Source organism: Cellulophaga sp. Hel_I_12, from assembly GCF_000799565.1.
In the GTDB taxonomy this organism is placed as follows: domain Bacteria; phylum Bacteroidota; class Bacteroidia; order Flavobacteriales; family Flavobacteriaceae; genus Cellulophaga.
Window position 1 is genome coordinate 1 of sequence record NZ_JUHB01000001.1, and the last position, 24,626, is coordinate 24,626.

A 24,626-nucleotide genomic window follows, 5' to 3' on the forward strand; every position below is an offset into this window, starting at 1 on the left:
CTTTTATAGATTTTGCTGAGCATTATGAAACGGCAGTACTTCCAACTAGAGCCTACAGACCTAGAGATAAAGCCATCGTCGAAAATGCTGTACGTATCATATATACACGTGTCTTTGCGCCATTGCGTAACCAAACGATCCATACTAAAGCTGCACTGAATAAGGCTATATTAGAACTTCTTAAAACCCATAACAGCACCTCTTTTAGGGGGCGTGAATATTCTCGCTATTCGTTATTTGAAGAGATTGAAAAGCATCAGCTCAGACCATTGCCAGCAAAACGCTATGAGATTAAACGCTACGCTAATGCAACGGTTCATAAAAACAGCCATATTTATTTTAGTAAGGACAAACACTATTATAGTCTGCCCTATCAGCATATAGGCAAGCGTATCAAAATGGTTTACTCAGATAGCGCAGTAGAGATTTACTACCAGCAGGAACTGCTTACGGTACATCCAAGAAACAAGCAAAAATATGGGTATAGCACGATAAAGGAACACATGCCTTCCCATCACCGCTTTATCAGCGAGTGGAGCAGTGAAAAATTCATTACCTGGGCAGAGCAAGTTGGTAATAATTGTAAGGTGTTAATCATTAACATATTAGAAAAGAAACAACACCCTGAGCAATCCTACAAATCGTGTTTAGGCATATTGCACCTTACTAAAAAGGTAGGCAATACACGGCTAGATAATGCCTGTAAGCGAGCATTAGACTATGGAGCGCATAACTACAATATTGTAGAGCGTATCCTTAAAAACGGCTGGGACACTTTAGATGAAGATATCGAAGATCAACCAGATATCCCAAACCATAGCAATATTAGAGGGAGCCATTATTACAAATAAATTTAAACCAAAAACAATGAATAAACAGACATTAGAACACATGAAACAACTAAGGCTATACGGCATGTACAGAGCCTTTGACAGCAGTTTATCACCACAAAGTATAAACTACACAAATGATGAACTCATCGCATATCTGCTCCAAAGCGAATGGGATGACCGCCAAAACAGAAAGATAGAACGGTTAACAAAAGCGGCACGTTTTAGATATAGTGCTGTTATGGAAGCTATCGATTTTGATGCTTCAAGACAGCTAGATAAAAATCAAATACAACGCTTTGCTAGCTGTGAGTTTATAAAGCAAAAACAGAATATCCTTATCACAGGAAGTACAGGTGCTGGAAAAAGCTATATAGCATCAGCTATTGGTCATCAGGCGTGTTCATTGGGATATAAAGTCATGTATTATAACACGAATAAACTTTTTACCATGCTTAAAACATCAAAAGCAGATGGCTCTTATTTAAAACAAATCAATAAACTAGAAAAACAAGACCTACTGATTATAGATGACTTTGGACTCAAAGCTTTAGATGCTATAAATAGGCACTCTTTTATGGAAATTATTGAAGATAGACACGGAGAACACAGTATTATTATAGCTTCACAATTACCAGTAGAAGCATGGCATGAAATTATAGGAGAACAAACCATCGCAGATGCCATTTTAGACCGCCTTGTACATAATGCACACAGAATACATATTAAAGGAGAATCGATGCGTAAAAAAATGAAAAATAAAGACTAAATTTAACCACAAATGAATCGATTTTGAGCACTTACTTTGCTATGCTCACTTTCATCCGCCGCAAGTGGTTCAATTTGACCGCCCTATCCAATTACTTCAAGAACAGCTCCGTTTAGTCCGATTTTCAGTCCGTTATCTAGGTTTTCGGTCAGCTTTATTTTCTTGTAAAGTATTTTTTTTTCAATTTTTTTTAATTCCGCTTTTTGTTTATCCTTAATTCCGAACAATTTTTCCTTTATCCAATCGTATAAAGCCCGAATTGCAACATAAATTCCGCCAATTATCCATTCAAAAATTAGTTCTCCCATTTATAGAATTCGCTTTTTCTCACATTACACACAACGGTTCGGCTATGGCAAGTAGGGCAGTAAGGAAACCTTTTCGTTTCCGTCTGCGCTCGTAGCCAAAGCTTTTTGTTTTGTTTTTATCTTTTTCATTTTAAAAGCCAAATCCAAAAGATTTGGCAGTCATTGCAAACAAGCCTAAGCCAATAAATTTAGCGCTTTTTGCCCTATTTGCTATAGGCATTGTTACCTACAGTTTTTTATGCGTCATCTTATCGGTCAGTATTAATTTTTCCACCGTTTTAATCAGTGATGATATTTTAAATCGCGCGATTAATTCGATTATTAGTGAGTAAATCAGTCCGAAAGTCGGCATAATTAAAAACTCGACTTTGCTAAATCCGTTCATAGCTAATTGATATACAGCAATTGTTAAAGTCAGTCCGACAAAAAATATTCCAAACCAAAATTGCATCTTATAAGTAATTCCGTTAATCCTTTTTAGAGTTAGTTTGCTTTCGGTTCCATTTTCATTTGTATTTACCGCATTTGCAATAAGTTTCACTAACGGCCCTAAATTTGGAGTAAAAGCAAAAAATGATAAATTTCCATAGATTTCTATTCCTCCGTCCTCAGAAAATCCTCCTGCAATATTGTTCCGTCCTATTTCTGAATTAATTATTTCAATAATGCTGTTAGCCGAATTGTTAAGGTTATATACTTTTGTTTGGTCGTTCACAGTGTTATTTGAAATTGTAGGTAACGGTTTGTATATGAAACGTAGCGTGCAAAAAGACACAGAAGTTTCGGATTATACACAAGCCAGATTTTTAAATTTTCTTTTTATCTTAATTTCTCAAAAAGCCAAATTTAAAAATTTGGCGATCTTCGAAAATACACAAAAACCTCTCGGAAAGCCTATAATAGCTATGTTTTATATACGTTGTTGTAAACAGTTTTTTTATATTTCTTCATCATATCCGAACCAATGGTTAAAACATTTAACTTTTTCAGATTCTATTTCAATGAATTTGTTTTTCGTTAAATCTATTTTCCACACTTTTAAGATATGGTTTTTGTCAAAATATTCTTTGTCTTGATTTTTTGCTATTCCGAATATGAATTTTTCGTTAGATTTGTCGGCCATCTTACAATCAGTCGGTTCAGAGAACAGTTTTGATTTGTCTGCAATCAATTGAACTTCGTCTAATATTTTAAAATTCACTTTCGAAGGATTATCTCTAATAATCTGTTCCAAAACCAGTACTTGTATGCTATCTTTCTGGAGGTATGAAAGTGCTTTGTCAGTACCGTCCAAAACCATTCCAACAATTTCAGTAAATCCTTTGTATTTATCCAACTCCGTTATTTTTCGATAAACAGTTTGGTCTTCATTTTCTATTAATAGAATTTCACTTTTTTTGTTAGTTTCAGAAACGGGTTGTTTCTTACTCTCTTTACAACTTAAAGTCAGAATAATTATTGAAATTGCTATTAAGTTTCTCGTTTTCATAAATTGTTTACAACGTTTAGGCTATGGCAAGTAGGGCAGGAAAGGAAACTTTTCGTTTCCGCCTGGGCTCTTAGCCAAAGCTTTTTGTTTTGTTTTTATCTTTTTCATTTTAAAAGCCAAATCCAAATGATTTGGCGGACTTAGTAAAATAGCCCAAGTCATTAAATATAGCACTTTATGCCCTATTTGCTATAGGCATTGTTAGCACAAGTTTTTTATTCTTCCCACATTTTTATTTCATATATTTTTTCATGAAACCCATATAGCAATATTGTATCGTTGTAGATTTTCTTAATTACTTTGGGAGCTGCAAACTCTTGAAAAATTATATCAAATCCATTGTGATTTATTCTTTTATAATATTCATGACTCTCTTCAAAAGGTTGAGAGTCAAATGAAATTTTTCCATTAAGATAACTAACATTGGAAAAATGATGTCCATCTAGGTCTACTTCGAATTTCTTTCCGCTAATAATGATTTTATCGGTTTCTGTTTTTTTCAACGAATCGTTAAGTTTCTTAAAAGTGTATGATGTTGTCTCGTCTACAATCATTAAACTATCAGCGCTAATTAATCCAATTGACAGATTAATACTATCATTAAGTATTAATTGATTTTTTTTCAGTTCAAATAACCCGCTGGATTTTTCGTAAAAAGCTGGTCCACTAAAAGATTCTGATTCGAAATGTCCATTTTTGAAGGTAAACACTTCGTTAAAAATTGCAACCTTACTTTGTGAGTCCGTATAACACAAAACCCATGTCCCGTCAATTTTTGAATTTGAGCAGGCCAAAAATACAAGGCTGAAAATTGATATGATTAAAATTCTTTTTTTCAAAATTTGTGCTAACGTTTGGGCTATGATTAGTGCGGTGCAGAAATCCGACGGATTTCCAACCAAGCACTAAGCAAAAGCAGTTTTTTTTGTTTTAAATTTTTTATCTCAAAGCAAAATCAAACTGATTTTGCGGACTTTATAAATATACACAAAGCACAGAATTAAACACCAAGGCCCGCATTAATTATAGCCGTTGTTAGCAAAAGTATATTTTTTCTGCGTTCAGATTCACTGCTCAGTTTTTCCGTTCAGTTTTTCAATTCCGACTGCGTAAAGTTTGCGTTTTGCTTTTCAATTCCAATTACACAAAGTTTGTAAATTCTGTCTGCGTAATCTTTGCGCTTTGCTTTTCAATTCCAACTACACAAAGTTTGTAAATTCTGTCTGCGTAATCTTTTCGTTTTGCTTTTTTAATTCCGTCTTTTTTCTCCTTAAAAGACTCCGTTTAGCCAGCTCGATTTAAGTTCAGTTTTTGCTGTCTTTGGATATTTTTGCTAACGTTTCAGCTATGAGTAGTGCGGAGGCAAGGAAACCTTTTTGTTTCCGTCTGCGCACGTAGCAAAAGCTTTTTGTTTTGATTTATTTTTTTTCGCCAGAGCAAAATCCAAAAGATTTTGCGGACATAGTAAATATACGCTTACTTTAAATTAAATACCAAAACCCCGCATTACTTATAGGTATTGTTAGGCACAGTCTTTTATTTTTTTCGGTTTAGTTTTCTTAAATCCTTTTTCTCTAATCTGGCGGCTTTTCTGTCTCTTTTGAGCATGTCATTTTGAGTCAGATAATGAATTGCAATCATTATTTGAATGTTTCTATTCTCTAAATTCCAATTTGATGGTGCTTTTTGGATATTTGAGGCGAGAAATATTCCGTCATCGAAAGCGCCGATATTTTGCAATTTCTCGGCATAGTATTCTAAATATTTGTTTGATTTGCCCAATTCTTTTGCAAAATCAATAAACAATTTGTTTTGACTAAAGCAAATGCTTTGATATTCATATTTAGGATCAACTTCCCTCCAAGTTTTACATATTGCCCATATTTTATTAAATGTAGAATCAGATATTTTAGAATATAATTTTTTCTGATTTCGGTAATTAATTTTTTGTCTTACGTAATTATTTTCTAAGTCAACCAATTCAGGTAGAGATTTTGTAATGCACTCCACAAATTTCCCCCTGTCTTTAGTCCCACAAATTTGTTCTTGAAAAAAATCCGTAATTAGATTCAAGTCCTTAATCTCGGTTTTTGAGAAATAGTTTTTCAAATCAAGTTCTGTTTTCTGACCTAAACAAGTTCCAAATACGAAAAGTAAAATATAGAGCAATTTGAATTTCATTTGTTTAGATTGTGCCTAACGTTCAGTATAAGAAACGTAGGGCAGGTGATAAGCGATACGTTTCGGTTTGGTACTAAGCCAAATATAATATTTTGCTTTTATCTTTTTTGTTGAAAATGCCAAATTTTATATTTGGCGGCTTTATAAATAAGCACAGACCTTACGGGAAGCCAAAACCGCCCTATGTTTTTTATACATTGTTGTAGTGCGTTTTTTCATTTTTCAGATAACAGTTTTACAATATTCTGGCGATATTCCTCATCTTTTTCATTCAATTCGACAGTTCCGTTTTTTAAGTCAGGATTTATATAGAATTCAGCGTATAGATTTTGCTCATTGTTGTCGTCAAAAAACAGCTTAAATTTAAATCGACCATTTTCTAAAGTTGCGTTTTCTCGGTTTAAAGGAAATATTGTGAAAGTCAGTTTTTCAGTCGAGAATTTTGTTTGTTTAGGTTGTCCATAAAGTTTAGAAATTACACCTATTAACTTATCGCTATCAGTTCCGATTGATTGTATTTCAATTCCGTTTTCTACAAATCTTGTATTGTCAAGCTCATTATTCACGATTCCGGCTTGAATTCCGTCCGCAATATTGATTTTTAGTCCAACAATCTGATTTTCATATTTTGCTTTACACGTCAAACTCCAAAATCCATTGTCTATTTTTTCCTTTTTAGTGATTGTGAAAATTAAATCTTGCCAACCTTCTTCAGCGTCTTGATTTGAAGTCAGTTCAATTAGATTTTTGTTTTGACTAAATCCGAAAACGCTACTTAAAATTCCCATTATTAATATCAGTTTCTTGATTTTCATTAGGTTGCTCTCAAATGCACTACAACGTTCAAGCTATGAGTAGTGCGGACACAGAAATCCGACGGATTTCCAGCTACGCACGTAGCAAAAGCTGTTTGTTATGTTTTTTATTTTTAGTTCACAAAGCAAAATCAAACTGATTTTGCGGACACTTTAAATATTCACAGAACTTTGGATTTAACACCAAACTCCGCATTACTTATAGGTATTGTTGTGCGTAGGCTTTTTTTATTTTACTTCTTCACGAATAATATTGTTTTCCTGTTTTTCCAATCACTTTGGTCCATTTGATATTCAAACGACAATTTAGAATTTTCTCCGCTTCCAGAAGGATTCACCCATTGCAATAGGGCACCTTCTTTATCGTAAAATTCGAACATTCCATCAATTCCGCCCGTTTTCCAAGTTCCATTTTTCTTAAGTCCAATCCCTGCAATAACGTCAAATTCATATGTACCATTCGAGATCAAAATCAATTCGACTTCATTTGAGTTAATTCCATTTTCATTTAATAATTCCATGGCCTGTTTATTCGGTGCGTAAGTTCCTGAAAAATCTTCCATTTCACTTTTGTTAAATGACGGAACTGCAATGAAATACCAAAAAGCTATTAGTCCAAAACATAGTACAGGTATTATTCCAATTCCAATAGCAATTTTTATTTGCTTCTCAGATTTTTTAATTATTCCAACTATTACACTAATCACAGAAATAGTCAAAAATAATCCACCGACAAAAATTAAAAACATAAATAATAAACTTTCCAGCATATTTTTTTTAGCTTACGCACAACGGTCTCGGCTATGAGTAGTTGCGTGGGTTAGCACTTAACTTAGCAAGTACACACCAAACTGAAAATCCGCGAGGATTTTCAGAAGTAGGCGAGAACAAGCAATTACTTATAGCCATTGTTGTAACACGTTATTTTTTATTATTCAGTGGAAATGTAATTCCGACCGCAAATGCTCCAGCATACTGTTCGACAGATGGTTGAAAATAATAAGCAAATCCTAAATCAACATTATTATTTTTTCCCAATTCAAGTCCAAATGAAAATGGAATATGGTAAATGATTCCGCTTTTGTCTATGTTATCAAATGCCGTAAATGTTTCAAATTTCCCAATTGAAGTTCCAATCCCAATTTCTACATAAGGTGCTACCCAAGGAATTGGTGCTCTAACTCTTGCTTTTCCTCCAAGTAAAAAGGCTTTTGATTCAGCTTTTTCATCAGTTGGATTACCATTTAGGTCTTCTCCATTTGAACTTGTCAAGATAAAACCTGCATATGGTCTAAATTCAATCCAAGACTTTACTTTAAGCACTAATTCTCCTTGTGCAAAAAACCCATCATCTACAACTTCATCGACACTGTTATTTGGTGCGCTCAATCCATATCCGATTTGGGCATTTATTGATTTTTCTTTAATGAATTGCGCTTCAACTAAATTCGAAGTCAGAGCGATTATTAATAATATCAGAGTTTTTTTCATAATGTGTTACAACGTCAAAGCTATGAGTAGTGCGGAGGCAAGGAAACCTTTTCGTTTCCGTCTGCGTACTTAGCAAAAGCTTTATGTTTTGTTTTAATTTTTTTTCGTCAAAGCAAAATCCTAAAGATTTTGCGGACACTTTAAATATACACTTAGTTTTGAATAAACACCAAACTCCGCATTACTTATAGGTATTGTTGTGTACAGTGTTTTTTATTTAATTCACTCACTCCAAATTTTTCCATCCACTTATTCCATTCTTTTTTAGTAATAATAATAAGTATATAATTACAAAACCAAAAAATCCTAATGCTGCAATTAAAATTCCATAACCGTTTACTAAATTGAAAATTAGTATCGACAAACTTGTAATTAAGAGTCCATAGAACGCCCATTTTTTCCAATTCAAAATCATTATTGTAAACGTAATATCAGATAACCCAATAAGTAAAAGAAAAATATTGTCAAAATCAGGTCCAGAAAATACAGATTGGAAATCATCCTTTAATAAATAAATTCCAATACCCAAAGTCAGATATAGATATATTGTTAAAACGATATTCCTCTTTTGGAAGTTTTTTTGATTTATTAATATCATAAATTAATGTAAATTTTAAGCGATTCTTGGGACATTGTACACAACGCTTCAGCTATGAGTAGTGCGGAGGCAAGGAAACCTTTTTTTCTGTCTTCGCACGTAGCAAAAGCTTTTTGTTTTGATTTATATTTTTTCGCCAGAGCAAAATCCAAAAGATTTTGCGGACATAGTAAATATACGCTTACTTTAAATTAAACACCAAACTCCGCATTACTTATAGGTATTGTTGTACACAGGTTTTATTTTATTCCATTCGTATTCATAAATACGAAAGATGTTTACTTTGTTATTTCTATAATCCGTCACTTTACTAACATGCATTCCGTTTTTTAAAGCAACACTTTCCGATGGCTTATTGGTCAAACTAATTATAGAAATTAAAGAATCCGAAAATTTATTTTCAAAAGCGAAGTCCCTGCATTTTTTCGCCGACTCTGTGGCATAACCTTTATTCCAAAATTTTGGTAAAAGTGAATATCCAATTTCTAGTTCAATTTTACCGTCTACGTTTTGAACCAAAAGCCCACAATGACCAATTAATTTTCCTGTTTCTTTTTCAATTAGTGTATTCATTCCTCCCAAGTCATTTTGATAGCGATGAAATTGTTTTTCATACCAATTTTCACACTCAATTTCCGGACTTTCTAATTCAGAAATCCAGTATTGAGAAGTTATTGGGTTTTTATGAAATTCAAACCAATCATTAAAATCAGATTTTTCAATTTTTCTGAATATTATTCGTTCAGTTTCTTGGTTTTCAAGTAGGTATTTCATTCGGTTCTCAACTTGTGTACAACGGTTTAGCTAAGCGTAGTGCGGAGGTAAGGAAACTTTTCATTTCCGTCTTAGCACGAAGCTAAAGCTTATTGTTTTGATTTATTTTTTCTATTCTAAAGCTAAATCCATAAGATTTAGCGACTTTATAAATATACGCAGACCTTTCGTTTAAGCCCTAAAGTCCGCATTACGTTTAGGTTTTGTTGTACACCGTTTTTATTCCGTTAATCCATTCGCAGAACTTTTAAAAATCCAAACACCTAGAACAATTGTCAAGGAATAAATTAACACCCATATAGTTTGTTCCGACCACCTTATTATAAATCCCTTATCTACTATAAAGAATGTAATCCAAACCGATAAAAAGGAATAAAAGGATAAAATTGTTTTCTCTTTCAAGTCCGAAACTTTGTTATTCAAACGTCGTTTAATTAATCCGAAAATTACCATCGCTGGTATCGACGAAATCAAACCTACTAATATCATTACAAATAATATTTCGTAAGAATTTAATATACTATTGAAACTGGAATCACTAATAATGGCACCTAAAATTAATGCTAATAAAAGCGGCGAAATTATTACAGTAAACAGCCAAACTTTTATAGTATATACCATCTATTTTCTATTGTCAATTTGTTGGATATACTCCTTATGATTTTTAAATCCGTTTTTTTCAAGATTTTCCAAGTCAATCATTTCGTCAAGTCCAGAATCATAAATCTGCCAATTGTGCTTTTTAGCCAACTCAATTAATTCATAAAGTCCGTTTTCTCCGCACAATGAGAGCATAAAGTTGCTCGAATACTCGTCCTCGGCAAAAAAGTCAATAGTGAAATCAGTTCCGATTATTTCTCTGTGGTTATCATCTTTTTTTATTTGGTCAAATGAGTTTTCCAAAATCCCGCTAAAGTCGGTTGGTTCGAGTAGGTTTTCGTCCAATTCTGCAACTGATTCTAATTTCTGTTTTGAATTAAAAAGTACAATGTCCCAACTCATATTTGCTAATTTCTCAAATGGTGTACAACGTTTGGGCTATGATTAGTGCGGGGCAGAAATCCGACGGATTTCCAACTAAGCACTAAGCAAAAGCAGTTTTTTTTGTTTTAATTTTTAGCTTTCAAAGCAAAATCAAACTGATTTTGCGCACTTTATAAATATACTCAAAGCACTGAACTAAACACCAAAGCCCGCATTAATTATAGCCGTTGTTGGGCACAGGTTTTTTATTTGTTTAGTGCAAATTCAATTGATTGTTCGCAGAGCGCTTAAATAGCATGCTCGATAAATAAAACAGAAAAGCAAAAAATCCGCTTAATAAAAAAACTCCAGGCACACTTGGTGACCATGAAATTTCTGATGGTGGCCAAATAATTATTGCTATCATTGGTACCATCATTTGAACAACAGATGCAACTAATAAAGTTTTTGACATTCCTTTGGCCTTAAATCGAGAAATCAGAGCACCTACCAGACCTACCAAAAAAACTGCACCAAACAAAAGATTGGCATCTTGGTTTTCACTGCCTATAATTCCCACAGCACCGTTCACCCAGAATAGCAAAAAGGCACCCAAAAGTCCTATTACAAAAGCCATTTTATAGGTGGTTTTTTTTGATTTTATCGAGACAATTTCATAGGCGATTCCTATTCCGATCAATACAATTCCCATTATTAAGAAATCGGTCAAGTCCCAGTTTATTTCATCAGTAAATCTCATTGCAATAAACGGAATTAGTAAAGTGCAAATCACAAAGACAATCCAACCAATAAGTCTTTTAGTATTTAAAATCATATTCTAATTTAATGATTTTAACTCATTTTTCATAAACTTTCCATTTTCAGTTTACTTGTGCCCAACGTTTTAGCTATGAACAGTACGGGAGCAAACTAGCGTTTGCTTTCCGCCATGCACATAGCGAAATATTTGTGTTTTGTTTTTTCTTTTCCTGTCCAAAGCAAAATCTCAAAGATTTTGCGGTCTTCATAAAAATACGCAAACCTATCGATTAAGCCCTAAGCCCGTATTGTTTATAGGTTTTGTTGTACCACGTTTTTTTAAAATAAGTCAGGGTAACGTACTTTTAAAATACTGTCTTTTTTTTCTTTCAGTTCCAATGGAGGTAATCCAATCGAAATTCGGTTGCTATCCACCTTTTTAAGGTCATCTATCATACGGGCATATCCACCTCCTTGTGCATGATACGTTCCATAAATTTGAGGCTCGTCATTATACAAATAATATTGGTCAATTATAGTACCTAATGTATTTGGCGAACAACTTCCGCTTTTGATAAATTCAGTTAGTTTTGGGACGAAGTATTTCATTCTGATGGAGTCAGGTGTATGTAATAACATCGTCGAAATATGCACAGATGTTTGGTCTATAGAATAACTTCCGATTACCGTTTCGTTTGGATATCCAAATTCATTGAATATCTCTATAATTCTATTGGTATTATAAGCATCAATTTTTTCTTGTTTCTTTATGTTTTTTTGAAAGTTACCATTTCGATATTTTTGGTCTTCGATTTTCATTTGCTTAATTTCTTCTCGAAGATCTAAATTTATTTTCGACAAAGCCACATTTCGTAAGTAATCATATTCAGAAATCAATTTTTTTCCTTCTTCAGATGCGAATATTTTATCAAAATTTTCATTCTGCTGAAGCCATTTTATTTCATAACCTCGTTCGATTTGTTTTTTGATAAATTCAATTGCTAATACACTCTTTCCTAAAATCGCACAAGTCTCTGCAAAATTTGCGAGTTCATTATACCCTTCTGTGTTTATCGGTTCACAAGAATTAAAAGCTTCTTGATACATTTCAAATGCTTTCTTGTAATTTTCAGTTTCAAATGCGATATCTGCTTGATAAAGATTCTGATAGTAGTTTGTAATGTAATCACATTCAGTTTTTGATTCTTTTTTGCAAGAAACGAGTGTAATAAATAGAATGATTATAAAATATTTCATTAGTTTTTTCTCAAATGTCTTGTCCTGAAATATGGCTACAGGTTAAAATTGATTTTACGCTGTTTTTAAATATACCATATTTGGTGTTTTATAGTCTAAAGATAAATGTAATCTAATTTCATTGTATAAATTAATAGCATTTTTTGTTGCTCTTTTGGCGTGAGCCACGTCTGTAAAGGTTTGGTCTAGATAAAATTCATCTTTTAAGATTCCATTTACACGTTCTGCCATTGCATTTTCATAGCAATGGTTTTGTTCTGTCATACTGATTTGTATTTTGTTTCTTTTGAGTATTTGTGTGTATACATTACTGCAATACTGTATGCCTCTGTCTGAATGATGAGTAAGATCTTTAATACTCTTAGCTTGATAAATAGCCTTATGAAGCGCCCTGACACATCCATTGAGCTCTAGACTATCACTAAGGTCATATCCAACTATTTTACGAGAGTACATGTCTGTAATAAGAGCTAGATAACAAAAGCCTTTTATAGTTCTGATATAGGTAATGTCGGATACCCAAACTTGATTAGATCTAGTAACTTCAACATCTTTTATAATGTTGTTATACTTATAAAAGCGATGGTATGAGTTAGTGGTTCTGCTACTGTATTTCTTTCTAAGTGTTAGCATTTGATGTTTTCTAAGGACATTAAACAGTGTATCTCTGCCGACTTTAAGATTGGCTATAGTAAACTCGTCATCTAAGGATTTAACAAGTTTACGCACGCCTTCTCTAGGAAGGGATCTGCGTCTTTTGTGTACTATTTCAATAATCTGTTGTTCTAGTTTTAAACGTTTGTCAGCTCTATCTTTATACTTATAATAGGCATTACGCTTTAGACCAAAACAATGGGTTATAGCAGCTAAAGAAGCAAATCCCTTAGATTTTCTTTTGGCTTTAATTAAGGCTTTATACTTAGCTTTTTTTTTAGTTCAGCCACAGATTTATAGCCTAGATCTTCAGCAGCTACTTCTAGGTATGAATCTAATACCAAGGCATCCAGATCCTTTTTTAAGAGTAACTTTTTAAGCTGTTCTATCTCTTTTTGCAGTTCTTTAACTCGAGTTATCTCGTCTTTTGTTTCCACTTTTACTCTGGTGTTCATTAGGTCTTTACGGTTATACTTTCTAATCCATTCATTGATGGTGGTAGGCGCAATACCATAGAGTTTACCTAATTGGTTTTTGTTTAGTTTCCCGGTTGTAATTTCGTCTAAAATTTTCAGTTTAAAAGGTTCTGAATACCGTCTGATTACTTTGTCATTTTTGTACATAATGTTTAAAATTATGTAGCCTTTATTCAGGACGGGTCAAAATGTGGTACAACGTTTGGGCTATGATTAGTGCGGTGCAGAAATCCGACGGATTTCCAACTACGCACTAAGCAAAAGCAGTTTGTTATGTTTTATTTTTTTATCTCAAAGCAAAATCAAACTGATTTTGCGGTCTTTATAAATATACACAAACCACTGAATTAAAAACCAAAGTCCGCATTAATTATAGCCGTTGTTGTGTGTAGTTATTTATTAAACCCAACAGGACCTTTACCTTTTCCATTATTTATTAATTCTTTTTTTAAATTTTCGAATTCATCGGTCGTAATGATTTCTCTGTCTTTTAACCATGATAAATTCATTAATTGAGGTTCATATGGCATGTCAAAATCAAGAGTTCCATATTTTGATTTAAGGTATTTACTTATTCTACTTGTTAACTCACTTAAAAACTCATCAAACTGTTTTTGATTTGGTTTGGCTTTTAAAATTTCAATATACCCATTGTTCAGAGTCGGAATTAATACCAAGTTTTTGGATTTCACATAGGTAATCATTGCACTAAACAACGTAACCATAAAAAGGAAAAGTCCAACACCAAACCATCCATCTCCCTTATAGTTCTCTGGATTAAATAGATTTATGATGAAAAATCCGCCAAAAATTAGCGTGATAATCAACATTATATTATCAGTCTTTTTTTGAAAAATAAGCTTATTGGTGTCGATTTCTTCATAAGGAATATTCAATTCTTCTGAGCTGGTTAAGTCAGATGATTTAATATTTAAATCTTTTTTATTCATTGTAAACTCTCTACGCAGGAAGAGTTTTCTTTGTAATAGAGTCATATTCTTTTTTAATTACACACAACGTTTAGTATATGGCAAGTAGGGCAGTAGAAAGCGATAAACTTTCAATTTTGCAATGAGCCAAAACGTTGTGTTTTGTTTTTAAAGTATTCATTCTTAAATGCCAAATTAACGATTTGGCGGTGTTGGTAAATACCACTGAACTTTCTTAAACCACCGAACGCCCTATTTGCTATATACAGTGTTAGCAACTGGTTTTATTTAAATTCGAGCAACATAGTTTGGTTTCCAATAAAGGCAATCATATTATCTGCGTATTTATAAGTTCCTTTATTGTGGACAGTCCCTCCATTATAATCATACTCGTTAAAGGATATGTAATTTATTGATAAATCCAACTTATTTATAGAAAAACCAAACCCTTCATTCGTCAATATAGCGAAGGGTATTTCATTATCTTCTATACCAGGTATCTTGAAATCCTTTATTTGATTGTATGTACTTATTATTGATTCAAAGTCAAGAAAATGATAATTGAAATCAGATTTTCCGTTATGTAATTTCCCGAACAGTCCTTCTTTAGAATCTTTTTTTTGTCCATTATTGGCTTTGAGTAAACACTTTAAATCATTAGGAATAAAATTCCATTCCTCTTTTTCTTGAATAGCATCTAAAATACCATCATTTAACAGTCCATTACTGGATCGGCTAAATTCAATCCATATTTCAGATAATTTTTCCATTTTATTTTACTTGTTGCTAACGGTTCGTATAACCGCAGTTACGGGTTAAATTAGCGATTATTTTCGGTTTGGCACAGACGTTAGCAATTCCGAGTGGATTCGGACGTAGTCGAATCCGCCGTAATTGCGGTTATACATTGTTGTAGCACGTTTTTATATTTCATCAAGTAATTCCGATTCAATTTTTGGATTGTTCTTTACAAAACTTTTCAATTCAGAAATAGATTTTCCTGCGATAGTGTCACAATCCGTATTTTCAATTCGCTTCAACATTGTAATTGTCATATGGGATGGTTTGTCGATCAAGGAGGCATACAGTTTCTGTTCGTATTCCAGTGTTTCAAGTCCGTGCAATATTGTCCAAAAAACTCCAGCGCCATCATCAGTCGGATTTTTTTCAAAGACTCCGAAAAGAGCATCAATTCCGATTTCTGGCTTTCCGCTTTCCCACAATTCAGTCACTAATTCTTCTAATAGTAACCAATTTCCGTCATCACTTTTATATGATTCTATATCCGATATTATTTCTTTTACTTGACGCATTTCTCAAATGTGCTACAACGCTTCAGCTATGAGTAGTGCGGAGGCAAGGAAACCTTTTTTTTGCGTCTGCGCACGTAGCCAAAGCATTTTGTTTGCGTTTTATTTTTTATGTTTTAAATGCCAAATCAAACTGATTTGGCGACCTCTTAAATATACACAAACCATTGAATTAATCACCAAACTCCGCATTACTTATAGCTATTGTTGTAAAACGTTTTTATTTTATTCCGAATGGTTTAGCTTTTAATTCCGTTAACCATTCCGTTCCATATTTCTTATTTAAATAATCGAAAATCATTTGATTGTTTTCTGTTACTTTTTTAAATGATAAAGGGTCAATCACGCAATTCTCTTTTATAAGTCCAATTCCATATTTTTCCTTAAATGCCAAATATCCTTCTGGAATTGAACCGTCGATGCCATGTATTATAAAATTTAGTGTTCCGTCCGAAATCCGTATTTTTATTTGTTCTTCGGTCAAATTTGTGTCCAAATTCATAGGGAAAGAGTAAATTCCACTACTATAACTTAATTCAGTTTTTTCCATTAGCCGAATAGTAATTGTATTTTTTCTATTACTTATACGTGAAGGATAGAAAGTGTAAGCAGTAAAGTCATCTGAAACGAAGCTGAATAGATATTTACCTTTTTCCGGTAAAGTGATTTTAAAACTCTCAGCGTTATTGACTTCGATTTTGTGATTTGAATTAATGATTGTAAATTCTCCTGAAGTAAATTCCTTATTCGTTAAGTTCTCAAAAGTTACTTCGGCTATTATTTCTATTTCGGTTGCTTTCGAAATAGTACAAATCAAAGCTAAAATCAGAGTTATAAATATTTTTTTCATAGTTATTAATTTAAATCAAATATTAAATTACTATTTCTATAAAACAATTCATAATTAGTGAATAACCTTTTTCGTTTAGTAAAACTGCTTTTTGATTGAGCTAAATGTTTTACAACGTTTGGGCTATGATTAGTGCGGTGCAGAAATCCGACGGATTTGCAACCAAGCACTAAGCAAAAGCAGTTTTTTTTGTTTTAAATTTTTTATCCCAAAGCAAAATCAAACTGATTTTGCGGACTTTATAAATATACACAAAGCACTGAATTAAACACCAAGGCCCGCATTAATTATAGCCGTTGTTAGCAAAAGTATATTTTTTCTGCGTTCAGATTCCCTGCTCAGTTTTTCCGTTCAGTTTTTCAATTCCGACTGCGTAAAGTTTGCGTTTTGATTTTCAATTTTAATTACACCAAGTGTGTAAATTCTGTCTGCGTAATCTTTGCGTTTTGCTTTTTTAATTCCGTCTTTTTTCTCCTTAAAAAAAACTCCGTTTAGCCAGCTCGATTTAAGTTCAGTTTTTACTGTCTTCGGATATTTTTGCTAACGTTCAAGCTATGAGTAGTGCGGAGGCAAGGAAACCTTTTTGTTTCCGTGTACGCACGTAGCAAAAGCTTTTTGTTTTGTTTTAAATTTTTTTCGTCAGAGCAAAATCCTAAAGATTTTGCGGACACTTTAAATATACACTTAGTTTGGAATAAACACCAAACTCCGCATTACTTATAGCTATTGTTGGCATTTCGTTTTTTTTATTCAGTCTTATTCCGCTTTTAGATTTTCCTGCGCTTGAGTGAATTCCGTCAGCGTTTTATTCTATAATATTTTTAAATTCCGTTTGAGTAAGTAAATCAGTAACTTATTTAAGTTTAGAAGCAGTTCCGTTTCCGTTATGCTTCTAAAATTCTGACTTATTTTTTATTTCTTTCTTCAGGTTTTCTTGTCATCACAAAATATAAAACATACAACCAGCTAAAAATTCCGTGTAAAAATGCTAATAAAACAGATTTGTTCCTTTCCCAGGAAACAACAACGGCTAAAACAGTTCCTAATCCAATTCCACTGCTTATTGCCGTATTTCTTATTCCGTTGTTTCCAGAGTCTTGGCTAAAACATTCTAAAGAGAAAATTAGTAAAAAAAATAATGTCAGTTTTAGTTTATTCATATTTTAATATTTTAAGGGCATTTCGCAAATGAATGCCAACGCTTCAGCTATGAGTAGTGCGGAGTAAAGGAAACCTTTTTGTTTCCGTCTACGCACGTAGCAAAAGCTTTTTGTTTTGATTTATATTTTTTCTCCAGAGCAAAATCGAAAAGATTTTGCGGACATAGTAAATATACGCTTACTTTAAATTAAACACCAAACTCCGCATTACTTATAGGTTTTGTTGTGGCGCGTTTTTATTCCATCCGCAAAGTGTCGAACCCCATTGGCGTAGGGGGATGATACGGAACTTGCTCCCAAAACGCAAGATTTAAAACAACATCAGTTTTTAGAGAATCATATTTTATTGCCAATGTATTTATGAAACTTTCAATTCCAACCGTTTTTTCGTCACGCATAGATTCAATAATCACGAAATAGTTATCTGGTTTGTCGGTTGAATTGGATGAATGATAATATGAGAATTCCGAGTGTAACATCATGGATAACGAGTCCAAATTAATTTCAGGTAAGCTTTGTTCATGATAGACTTTACCTCTGTTAAAAGTTACATAATGTTTTCCTGCGGGGTCAAATATGAACGGTTCGCAGTCTTGAGTGGGATAAATATTCCGAACAATATTTTTAGATTCTATTACAATCCTAGGAATACTGTCATTACAAGACACTTCGATAATTCGGTCAATGAATTCACCATATGTTTTAAATCCGTCAAGTCGTAGCGAAACTTTTAAACTGTCATTTTCTTTTTTGCCATAACCATATTCTTTTAATTCCCTTTTTTGATTTACACATGCCGAAGTCATTAATATTAGAATCAAAATTTTGGTAATGTTCAATTTCATTTGGGAGGTTCTGTTAAATGCGCCACAACGGTTAGTATATGAAAAGTAGGCGATTTTGAAACACCCAATTTTCAGCTAAGCACAAAGTTTTAAACGTGCTATAACCCTTCAATTTACTGCTGTCCCGCCTATTTTTTATATACATTGTTACCTGCTGGCTCCTTCTTTCGTGTCACTGTATGTCTTGTCTTTATTGAGATTAATTGTCATTGTCTAATGTGTTTGTCGGGCTGTGTGTCGGTGTGGTTTTATTTTTTTGAAGCGTTGGTAAATTTATAAAAAACAATTTTTGTCTGCATTGGCAAAGCAAGCTCTTTTGCATTTTTTGGTCTGTGTATTGGCTTGTGCGAATTGCAAATGTGCTTGCTTTTAGAGTTGGATTTAGCCTATTTTAACAGATGTCATAGTTAATGAACCTGCCACTGCTTTGTCGTTAAACAAACTCACGTCATCTTTATCGTCTTTTAATGCTAACGAATAAAGCAAAGGCAAATAGTGTTCAGGTGTAGGGATGGCTAAGTCAAACGCCTTTCCTTGCGAACGGAAATTGATAAGCTGCTTATGGTCGCCACTTAAAATAAATTTTTTCATTTTCTCATTTGCTTCAATTGCCCAATCATATCCAAAGGTTTCGTTCAATCGTTTCCACTCAACCATTCCGAGATTATGAACCATATTCCCACTACCTATAATCAGCACGCCTTTTTCACGAAGCGATTTAATTTGCTGCGCCAATTCGTAATGATATTGAGGTGATTGGCTGTAATCAATACTCATTTGAATAACAGGAATGTCTGCATTCGGATACAAATGTTTTATCACACTCCACGCACCGTGGTCGAGACCCCACTTATCATCTAATACTATTTCTGTTTTTGTGATGAGTGTTTTGGTTTCTTTTGCCAAGTCGGGACTTCCCGGTGCAGGATATTGTACAGCAAATAATTCTTTCGGAAAGCCGCCAAAATCGTGAATAGTAGGTGGATTTTGCATTGCCGTAACAAAAGTTCCTTTGGTTTCCCAATGAGCCGACACACACAAAATCGCATTGGGCTTTGGGATTCCTTTGGCGATATTTCTAAAGCCCGTTACAAATTCATTTTCTTCTATGGCATTCATCGGACTGCCGTGCCCCAAAAACAAAACAGGCATTTTAGCCGTTTTGCTCATTGGTTCTGTTAACTTATTTAATACGTCTAATTTCATAGCTGCTGCTGTTAATGGCAATACTGCCAGTGATTTTAAAAATGTTTTTCTGTCCATCATAAACAACATTTACTTTAGTTTCCATATAGAACCGTTCTTAGTCGTGAGTTTTTTCAATTTTCCTTTTGCATCTAATTCATCCAAAAATTGCTCGCTTCCCTTTCTTGGTGTTCCTGACAATTCAGCGAATTCTTTTGCAGTAAGTGAAGAATATTTGGCAAATAAGGTTTCCCAGGTTTTACTGTATTCTGCTTTTGAAGACGATGGGGCTAATTTCAATATGGCCATTTCATAAAACGCATACGGTTTTGTTCCGTAAACAAACTCCTTATTGCCTGTTTCATCCACAAAAAACATAGTAGGAAAGCCCCTTACGCCAAGTTCTTTTCCCAATTTTAAATCTTCTTGAAATAATTCTTTTGCTCTGCCTTCGTTATCGGTTTTAAATTGTGCAACATCCAGGCCTACACTTTTAGCTGCTGTTTCCAAGTGCTCCCATTTGGCAATATTTTTCTTTTGTAAGAAAACCATTTCTCTTATTTCTCGGAGAAATTCAACGGCTTTTTCTTCGCTTTGCATTTGTGCTGCTTTAAAAGCAATTGATGGCGGATAAGAAGAATTTAAAGGGTCTTCCAGCCAAACATCACCATCGATTGGCATATCGTAATGAGCACTTACTTCGTCCCAATGATGGGCTACATCCGATGGTTTGCTAATTCCGCCACTGTTATAACTCCAGTCGGGTAATAAGCCGCCCATTCTATATTCAATTTCAATACTATTTCCATATTCCAATTTCAGTTTACGTAATTGTGGCTCTATACCCCAACACGATGAACAAATAGGGTCGGTGTAATAAATAACCTTTACAGGTTTTTGTGATGATTTAGAAAATGAAGCTTCCTGCTCCGTTTTTGATGAATCAGGCATTTCACACATTCCTGTTTCGATATCGCATAAAAGCGGATTATTGTTATTTGATTCCATTTTATTTCGTACTTGTGATTGGCAGCTTGAACTACCAAAAGTTAAAAGACTTATGATTAAAATTAATGCTGACTTCATATTGAAATTGTTTCAGGCAAAAGTGTAGTGTCGTCAATGATGATGACACTACACTCCATATATTCAATTATGAGTTGCCATAAATATTTGATTCGCCACCATCAATCGCAATTGTTTGTCCGCTTACATAGCCGTTGTCTTCACTTAAAAGAAAAGAAACTAATTTGGCTACTTCGTGTGGTTGCCCAAGTCGTTTGGTCGGGTTACGTTGAGCATATTCGGTTTCTGCTGCTTTAGGGTCAGATGGATTAACTTGTTTGAATGCTTCTGCGACCATTGGTGTTAAGATAGCTCCAGGTGCAATGGCATTGGTTAAGATTCCGTCTCTGCCATATTCCAAAGCTGCATTTTTTGTCATACCCGACACAGCGTGTTTACTTGCCACATAAGGCATTTGGTTAAGCACTCCACGAATACCACCAACTGATGCCACGTTCACAATACGACCAAATTTTTGCTTTTGCATTACAGGAATTACATAACGCATTCCATAATACACACCCATCAGGTTGATGTCAATCACCTTTTTGAAGATGTTTACATCATACTCGGTAATGCTTGCCTGCTTTCCTTCAATTCCCGCATTGTTGTAAAGCCCGTCAATTCTTCCGAATGCTTTTACCGCTTCATTTACATAGTTTTGAACGGCTTCTTCTTTTGATACATCAGCCACCACATTGATAATTTTCACATTCGGAAACTCTTTTGAGATTTCCGCTTTTGCATCTGCCAAACCTTTTTCGTTGTAGTCAACCAATACAAGGTTTGCACCTTTTGAAGCCAATTCTTTTGCTGTTGCTAACCCAAGTCCCATACCGGCACCTGTGATTATTATTACTTTGTTTTTCATTGTTTACTGTTTTAAGATTGCTTTACAAATTGAAGTTCACCGAAGATTTTCACTTCTTCACTTACCAGCACACCACCAGTTTCCAAAGCTGCGTTCCAGTTAAGTCCCCAATCTTTGCGGTTTATTTTTCCTTCTAAAGAAAAACCCGCTTTTTCATTTCCCCAAGGGTCTTTGTTGATGCCGCCAAAATCTACTTCGAGGGCTACTTCTTTACTATTTCCTTTGATGGTAAGAATTCCTTTCAATTCATATTCATCATCATCTTTCTGTTTGAATGAAGTACTTTTGAACAAAAGTTCTTTGTGATTTTCCACATCAAAGAAGTCGGCTGATTTTAGATGATTATCTCTGTCATTATTGTTCGTGTTGATAGACGAAGCGTCTATGCTTACATTTAATGAAGATTTTAAAATATCGTCTCCATCTACTGCAACAGAAAAGTTTTTAAACTCACCTTTTACGTTAGTAATCATCATATGTCTTACTTTGAAAGTAAGTTCACTGTGAGTTGGGTCTAAAACCCATTTTGTTGTTGTTTTTGCTACTGTTTCCATTTTTTTATGTTTTTAAATGATTAATTAATTTTGACACTACAAAGGTGCAATCATTTAAAGGGCAACGGGTAACAGTATTTGGAAGAAGAGTTGTAAAATCAGGAAAGGAGCTTTTTCATCTCTTCACGAAACTCAGAAGGAGTTAGCCCTGTTCTTTTTTTAAACACATTGGTGAAATAGGCTTTTTCATTGAATCCAAGGTCAAATCCAATTTCTGAAATGTTTTTTGCTGAATGTGTTAGCTGATTTTTGGCTTCTATCAATTTTCTTGTTTCAATGATTTCAGTTACTGTTTGCTGAAGGATATTTTTACAAATAAGATTTAAATTTCTTGCCGACATAAACAACTTTTCAGCATAAAATTCTACGCCTACAGGCCGCTGATAATTTTCTTCAAGTATTTGCAAAAAGTTTTGAAGTGTGGTATTCTGAGTAGTGCTTATTGCGGTTTCATTGGGTGTAATTTTATTTCTTTCCGATTCTATCATAATGAACAAAGCGCTTAGCAAATGTCTTACTACACTCAAATCTGGATTTTCCTGCTGGATTTCTCCGTTTATAATTTCGCATATTGTAGTTAAACGGTTAAAGCAATAGTCGTTTGGCAGCTTTAGCATTGCGTGGTTGTGGTAATTTGCATAAAGCTGAAAAGTGATTTCAGGGATAAACTCGCTTTTAAATCGCATTACCCACATATCGCACTTGCCGTTCTTTAATTTTGGTATAACACGATGAACTTTTCCTTTTGTGACAAAACTTACAAGAGGTGCGTCAAGTAATGTGTTTTCAAAATCAATAAAGTGTTCTAATTGACCTTCCATACCGATAATCAACTCTTCAAAGTCGTGTTGGTGCGGTTCGTCTGGTGAAGCACTGATTTTAGTTGCTTCATCTTCGTCCACTCTAAATATTTTGAAAAGTTGATTCATAATTTTAAAGTTATGTTTTTAAATGAGTGATGTGAGAAGTGGCTCTTTGGGTTTTGCTGAAGCGTTGGCTTTGCGTATCTGGGCAAAACCAAATGTGCCATTAATGCGGCTGGCAAAAATTGTTTTTAAAAAATGTGCGGTGGGAAAAAATAAAAATACAGAAGCGTTGGCTTTTGGGTCGGCTGTCTTATGGTTCATTTGTCCCATCATTTTATGTTTATTTCTGTAGTTCATTCTTGCTCTGTCGTCTTTTAGGCTTGCAGGTAACGTTTATGTATAAGATTAGTGGCGTTTTTAATCACCTAATCTAGCAAATAATTACTAGATAGAAAATCCGCAAGGATTTTCGTAAGTATGCGAGGACTAGCCATTAATTTTATACGGTGTTGTGTGTAGTGTTTTATGCGTTTTTATTTTATCAGTTTAAATTGGTCAATTCCGATTTCAAACACAATTTTGTCATCTATCTCAATCTGTTTTCCATTAAGGTCGTAAAATTCAACGAAAACATTGTTTTCATCAATTACTTCAAGAACAGCTCCGTTTAGTCCGATTTTCAGTCCGTTATCTAGGTTTTCGGTCAGCTTTATTTTCTTGTAAAGTATTTTTTTTTCAATTTTTTTTAATTCCGCTTTTTGTTTATCCTTAATTCCGAACAATTTTTCCTTTATCCAATCGTATAAAGCCCGAATTGCAACATAAATTCCGCCAATTATCCATTCAAAAATTAGTTCTCCCATTTATAGAATTCGCTTTTTCTCACATTACACACAACGTTTGGGCTATGATTAGTGCGATGCAGAAATCCGACGGATTTCCAACTAAGCACTAAGCAAAAGCAGTTTGTTATGTTTTATTTTTTATCTAAAAGCAAAATCAAACTGATTTTGCGGTCTTTATAAATATACACAAACCACTTAATTAAAAACCAAAGTCCGCATTAATTATAGCCGTTGTTGTGCCTAGTTATTTTTTTTAAATCCGCTTGATGTTTTTCCGATAAGCACGGTTCTGAATATTCTAAAATTCCGTCATTTTCATATTCCGTCAGCATTTTTTTAATCTCGAAATAATTAATGTCTTTTAAAATTTCCATTGAAAAATATGAGTCATTAAGTCCTTCCGATGTGCATTTCAATTCCTTAAATCGATTTCTTATAATTTCTTTGTCAAACCCATTTTGCAATATCATAACTAAAACTATAGAGTTCCCTGAAAACTTAGTTGTCTTTTGATAAGTCAGCATTTGCTCTGATTCCTCAAATTTCGCATAAAACTCGTCGTCGGTTGCGATTAATGGTCCGTAAAACGGAATATTATCTAATTTGTAAATGCCATTTTCTTCGTCAATTATTTCACACCACATTGTTTCTACAGTCAATTCTTCTAGAACATTGCTGTGATATTTGAATAAAATCTTCTCGTATTTCTTTTCAGTTTCTGTCATTCTGGAATTAGGCACAACGTTGCGGCTATGGCAAGTAGGGCAGGTAATAAGTACTTATCTTTCCGCCAAGCCCGTAGCCAAAGCTTTTGCATTTTGTTTTTATTTTATCTATTCTAA

The 24,626-nt window shown here is 33.7% G+C and carries 30 protein-coding genes and 1 pseudogene; 2 read left to right on the forward strand and 29 right to left on the reverse strand.

Annotated elements, in window-relative coordinates:
- Together GQ45_RS18085 and istB are read left to right on the forward strand one after the other, a co-directional pair.
- Nucleotides 1–851 (forward strand): annotated as a pseudogene (locus tag GQ45_RS18085) (IS21 family transposase); the annotation flags it as partial.
- A 16-nt stretch (nucleotides 852–867) separates the two neighbouring features.
- On the forward strand, nucleotides 868–1,599 hold the full coding sequence (istB, locus tag GQ45_RS00010) for an IS21-like element helper ATPase IstB (protein ID WP_047414086.1): 732 nt from the start codon (nucleotides 868–870) through the stop codon (nucleotides 1,597–1,599).
- Between the two features lie 83 nt (nucleotides 1,600–1,682).
- Here the strand turns inward: istB and GQ45_RS00015 are convergent, their stop codons facing one another.
- The 29 genes from GQ45_RS00015 to GQ45_RS00160 form a co-directional block, all read right to left on the reverse strand.
- On the reverse strand, nucleotides 1,683–1,907 hold the full coding sequence (locus GQ45_RS00015) for a hypothetical protein (protein ID WP_047414089.1): 225 nt from the start codon (nucleotides 1,905–1,907) through the stop codon (nucleotides 1,683–1,685).
- A gap of 226 nt (nucleotides 1,908–2,133) precedes the next feature.
- Nucleotides 2,134–2,622 carry a hypothetical protein gene (locus GQ45_RS00020; RefSeq protein WP_047414091.1) on the reverse strand — a complete coding sequence of 163 codons (489 nt, stop codon included), beginning with the start codon at nucleotides 2,620–2,622 and terminating at the stop codon, nucleotides 2,134–2,136.
- A 222-nt stretch (nucleotides 2,623–2,844) separates the two neighbouring features.
- Nucleotides 2,845–3,396, reverse strand: a complete 552-nt coding sequence (locus GQ45_RS00025; protein ID WP_047414092.1) for a hypothetical protein — start codon at nucleotides 3,394–3,396, stop codon at nucleotides 2,845–2,847.
- Between the two features lie 215 nt (nucleotides 3,397–3,611).
- Nucleotides 3,612–4,235 carry a hypothetical protein gene (locus tag GQ45_RS00030; RefSeq protein WP_156125294.1) on the reverse strand — a complete coding sequence of 208 codons (624 nt, stop codon included), beginning with the start codon at nucleotides 4,233–4,235 and terminating at the stop codon, nucleotides 3,612–3,614.
- Nucleotides 4,236–4,932: 697 nt separating this feature from the next.
- Entirely contained in the window at nucleotides 4,933–5,577 is a 645-nt protein-coding gene (locus tag GQ45_RS00035) for a hypothetical protein (protein WP_047414096.1), read from the reverse strand.
- 215 nt (nucleotides 5,578–5,792) lie between these two features.
- Nucleotides 5,793–6,392, reverse strand: a complete 600-nt coding sequence (locus tag GQ45_RS18090) for a hypothetical protein (RefSeq protein WP_197056885.1) — start codon at nucleotides 6,390–6,392, stop codon at nucleotides 5,793–5,795.
- Between the two features lie 233 nt (nucleotides 6,393–6,625).
- On the reverse strand, nucleotides 6,626–7,162 hold the full coding sequence (locus GQ45_RS00045) for a hypothetical protein (protein WP_047414098.1): 537 nt from the start codon (nucleotides 7,160–7,162) through the stop codon (nucleotides 6,626–6,628).
- A 151-nt stretch (nucleotides 7,163–7,313) separates the two neighbouring features.
- Nucleotides 7,314–7,883: a hypothetical protein gene (locus GQ45_RS00050; protein ID WP_047414101.1), complete on the reverse strand. Its 570-nt coding sequence runs from the start codon at nucleotides 7,881–7,883 to the stop codon at nucleotides 7,314–7,316.
- Nucleotides 7,884–8,109: 226 nt separating this feature from the next.
- Nucleotides 8,110–8,481: a hypothetical protein gene (locus tag GQ45_RS00055; protein ID WP_047414104.1), complete on the reverse strand. Its 372-nt coding sequence runs from the start codon at nucleotides 8,479–8,481 to the stop codon at nucleotides 8,110–8,112.
- 210 nt (nucleotides 8,482–8,691) lie between these two features.
- Nucleotides 8,692–9,255 carry a GNAT family N-acetyltransferase gene (locus tag GQ45_RS00060; RefSeq protein WP_047414106.1) on the reverse strand — a complete coding sequence of 188 codons (564 nt, stop codon included), beginning with the start codon at nucleotides 9,253–9,255 and terminating at the stop codon, nucleotides 8,692–8,694.
- Between the two features lie 621 nt (nucleotides 9,256–9,876).
- Nucleotides 9,877–10,257 (reverse strand): hypothetical protein, encoded by a 381-nt coding sequence (locus tag GQ45_RS00070; protein ID WP_047414111.1) that lies wholly within the window; start codon nucleotides 10,255–10,257, stop codon nucleotides 9,877–9,879.
- A 235-nt stretch (nucleotides 10,258–10,492) separates the two neighbouring features.
- Nucleotides 10,493–11,053 carry a hypothetical protein gene (locus tag GQ45_RS00075; RefSeq protein ID WP_156125296.1) on the reverse strand — a complete coding sequence of 187 codons (561 nt, stop codon included), beginning with the start codon at nucleotides 11,051–11,053 and terminating at the stop codon, nucleotides 10,493–10,495.
- Nucleotides 11,054–11,316: 263 nt separating this feature from the next.
- On the reverse strand, nucleotides 11,317–12,234 hold the full coding sequence (locus GQ45_RS00080; RefSeq protein WP_047414115.1) for a DUF6624 domain-containing protein: 918 nt from the start codon (nucleotides 12,232–12,234) through the stop codon (nucleotides 11,317–11,319).
- A gap of 54 nt (nucleotides 12,235–12,288) precedes the next feature.
- Entirely contained in the window at nucleotides 12,289–13,140 is an 852-nt protein-coding gene (locus tag GQ45_RS00085) for an IS3 family transposase (protein WP_052188076.1), read from the reverse strand.
- Nucleotides 13,140–13,511: a transposase gene (locus GQ45_RS00090; RefSeq protein WP_047414120.1), complete on the reverse strand. Its 372-nt coding sequence runs from the start codon at nucleotides 13,509–13,511 to the stop codon at nucleotides 13,140–13,142. Before GQ45_RS00090 ends, GQ45_RS00085 begins: the two co-directional genes overlap by 1 nt.
- 245 nt (nucleotides 13,512–13,756) lie before the next feature.
- The gene (locus tag GQ45_RS00095; RefSeq protein ID WP_156125298.1) at nucleotides 13,757–14,359 is read right to left on the reverse strand and encodes a hypothetical protein; all 603 of its coding nucleotides are present in this window, start codon (nucleotides 14,357–14,359) and stop codon (nucleotides 13,757–13,759) included.
- Nucleotides 14,360–14,577: 218 nt separating this feature from the next.
- Nucleotides 14,578–15,063 (reverse strand): hypothetical protein, encoded by a 486-nt coding sequence (locus tag GQ45_RS00100; RefSeq protein WP_047414125.1) that lies wholly within the window; start codon nucleotides 15,061–15,063, stop codon nucleotides 14,578–14,580.
- A 153-nt stretch (nucleotides 15,064–15,216) separates the two neighbouring features.
- Nucleotides 15,217–15,606 (reverse strand): hypothetical protein, encoded by a 390-nt coding sequence (locus GQ45_RS00105; RefSeq protein WP_047414127.1) that lies wholly within the window; start codon nucleotides 15,604–15,606, stop codon nucleotides 15,217–15,219.
- Between the two features lie 217 nt (nucleotides 15,607–15,823).
- Nucleotides 15,824–16,453 carry a hypothetical protein gene (locus tag GQ45_RS00110; protein ID WP_047414129.1) on the reverse strand — a complete coding sequence of 210 codons (630 nt, stop codon included), beginning with the start codon at nucleotides 16,451–16,453 and terminating at the stop codon, nucleotides 15,824–15,826.
- A 905-nt stretch (nucleotides 16,454–17,358) separates the two neighbouring features.
- On the reverse strand, nucleotides 17,359–17,613 hold the full coding sequence (locus GQ45_RS00115; RefSeq protein ID WP_047414131.1) for a hypothetical protein: 255 nt from the start codon (nucleotides 17,611–17,613) through the stop codon (nucleotides 17,359–17,361).
- A gap of 236 nt (nucleotides 17,614–17,849) precedes the next feature.
- Nucleotides 17,850–18,458, reverse strand: a complete 609-nt coding sequence (locus GQ45_RS00120; RefSeq protein ID WP_047414132.1) for a hypothetical protein — start codon at nucleotides 18,456–18,458, stop codon at nucleotides 17,850–17,852.
- A 381-nt stretch (nucleotides 18,459–18,839) separates the two neighbouring features.
- On the reverse strand, nucleotides 18,840–19,664 hold the full coding sequence (gene ygiD / locus GQ45_RS00125) for a 4,5-DOPA dioxygenase extradiol (protein WP_047419866.1): 825 nt from the start codon (nucleotides 19,662–19,664) through the stop codon (nucleotides 18,840–18,842).
- 69 nt (nucleotides 19,665–19,733) lie between these two features.
- Entirely contained in the window at nucleotides 19,734–20,651 is a 918-nt protein-coding gene (locus tag GQ45_RS00130; protein WP_047419867.1) for a ClpXP adapter SpxH family protein, read from the reverse strand.
- 145 nt (nucleotides 20,652–20,796) lie between these two features.
- Nucleotides 20,797–21,579: a glucose 1-dehydrogenase gene (locus GQ45_RS00135; RefSeq protein WP_047414134.1), complete on the reverse strand. Its 783-nt coding sequence runs from the start codon at nucleotides 21,577–21,579 to the stop codon at nucleotides 20,797–20,799.
- Between the two features lie 11 nt (nucleotides 21,580–21,590).
- Nucleotides 21,591–22,133, reverse strand: coding sequence for a YceI family protein (locus tag GQ45_RS00140; protein ID WP_047414135.1), 543 nt, complete (start codon nucleotides 22,131–22,133; stop codon nucleotides 21,591–21,593).
- A gap of 98 nt (nucleotides 22,134–22,231) precedes the next feature.
- Nucleotides 22,232–23,035 carry an AraC family transcriptional regulator gene (locus GQ45_RS00145; RefSeq protein WP_231555128.1) on the reverse strand — a complete coding sequence of 268 codons (804 nt, stop codon included), beginning with the start codon at nucleotides 23,033–23,035 and terminating at the stop codon, nucleotides 22,232–22,234.
- Between the two features lie 45 nt (nucleotides 23,036–23,080).
- Nucleotides 23,081–23,260, reverse strand: coding sequence for a hypothetical protein (locus tag GQ45_RS00150; RefSeq protein ID WP_197056886.1), 180 nt, complete (start codon nucleotides 23,258–23,260; stop codon nucleotides 23,081–23,083).
- Nucleotides 23,261–23,472: 212 nt separating this feature from the next.
- Nucleotides 23,473–23,802, reverse strand: a complete 330-nt coding sequence (locus GQ45_RS00155) for a hypothetical protein (RefSeq protein ID WP_047414140.1) — start codon at nucleotides 23,800–23,802, stop codon at nucleotides 23,473–23,475.
- Between the two features lie 200 nt (nucleotides 23,803–24,002).
- Nucleotides 24,003–24,524, reverse strand: coding sequence for a DUF4265 domain-containing protein (locus tag GQ45_RS00160; RefSeq protein ID WP_231555129.1), 522 nt, complete (start codon nucleotides 24,522–24,524; stop codon nucleotides 24,003–24,005).
- Between the last annotated feature and the right edge of the window lie 102 nt (nucleotides 24,525–24,626).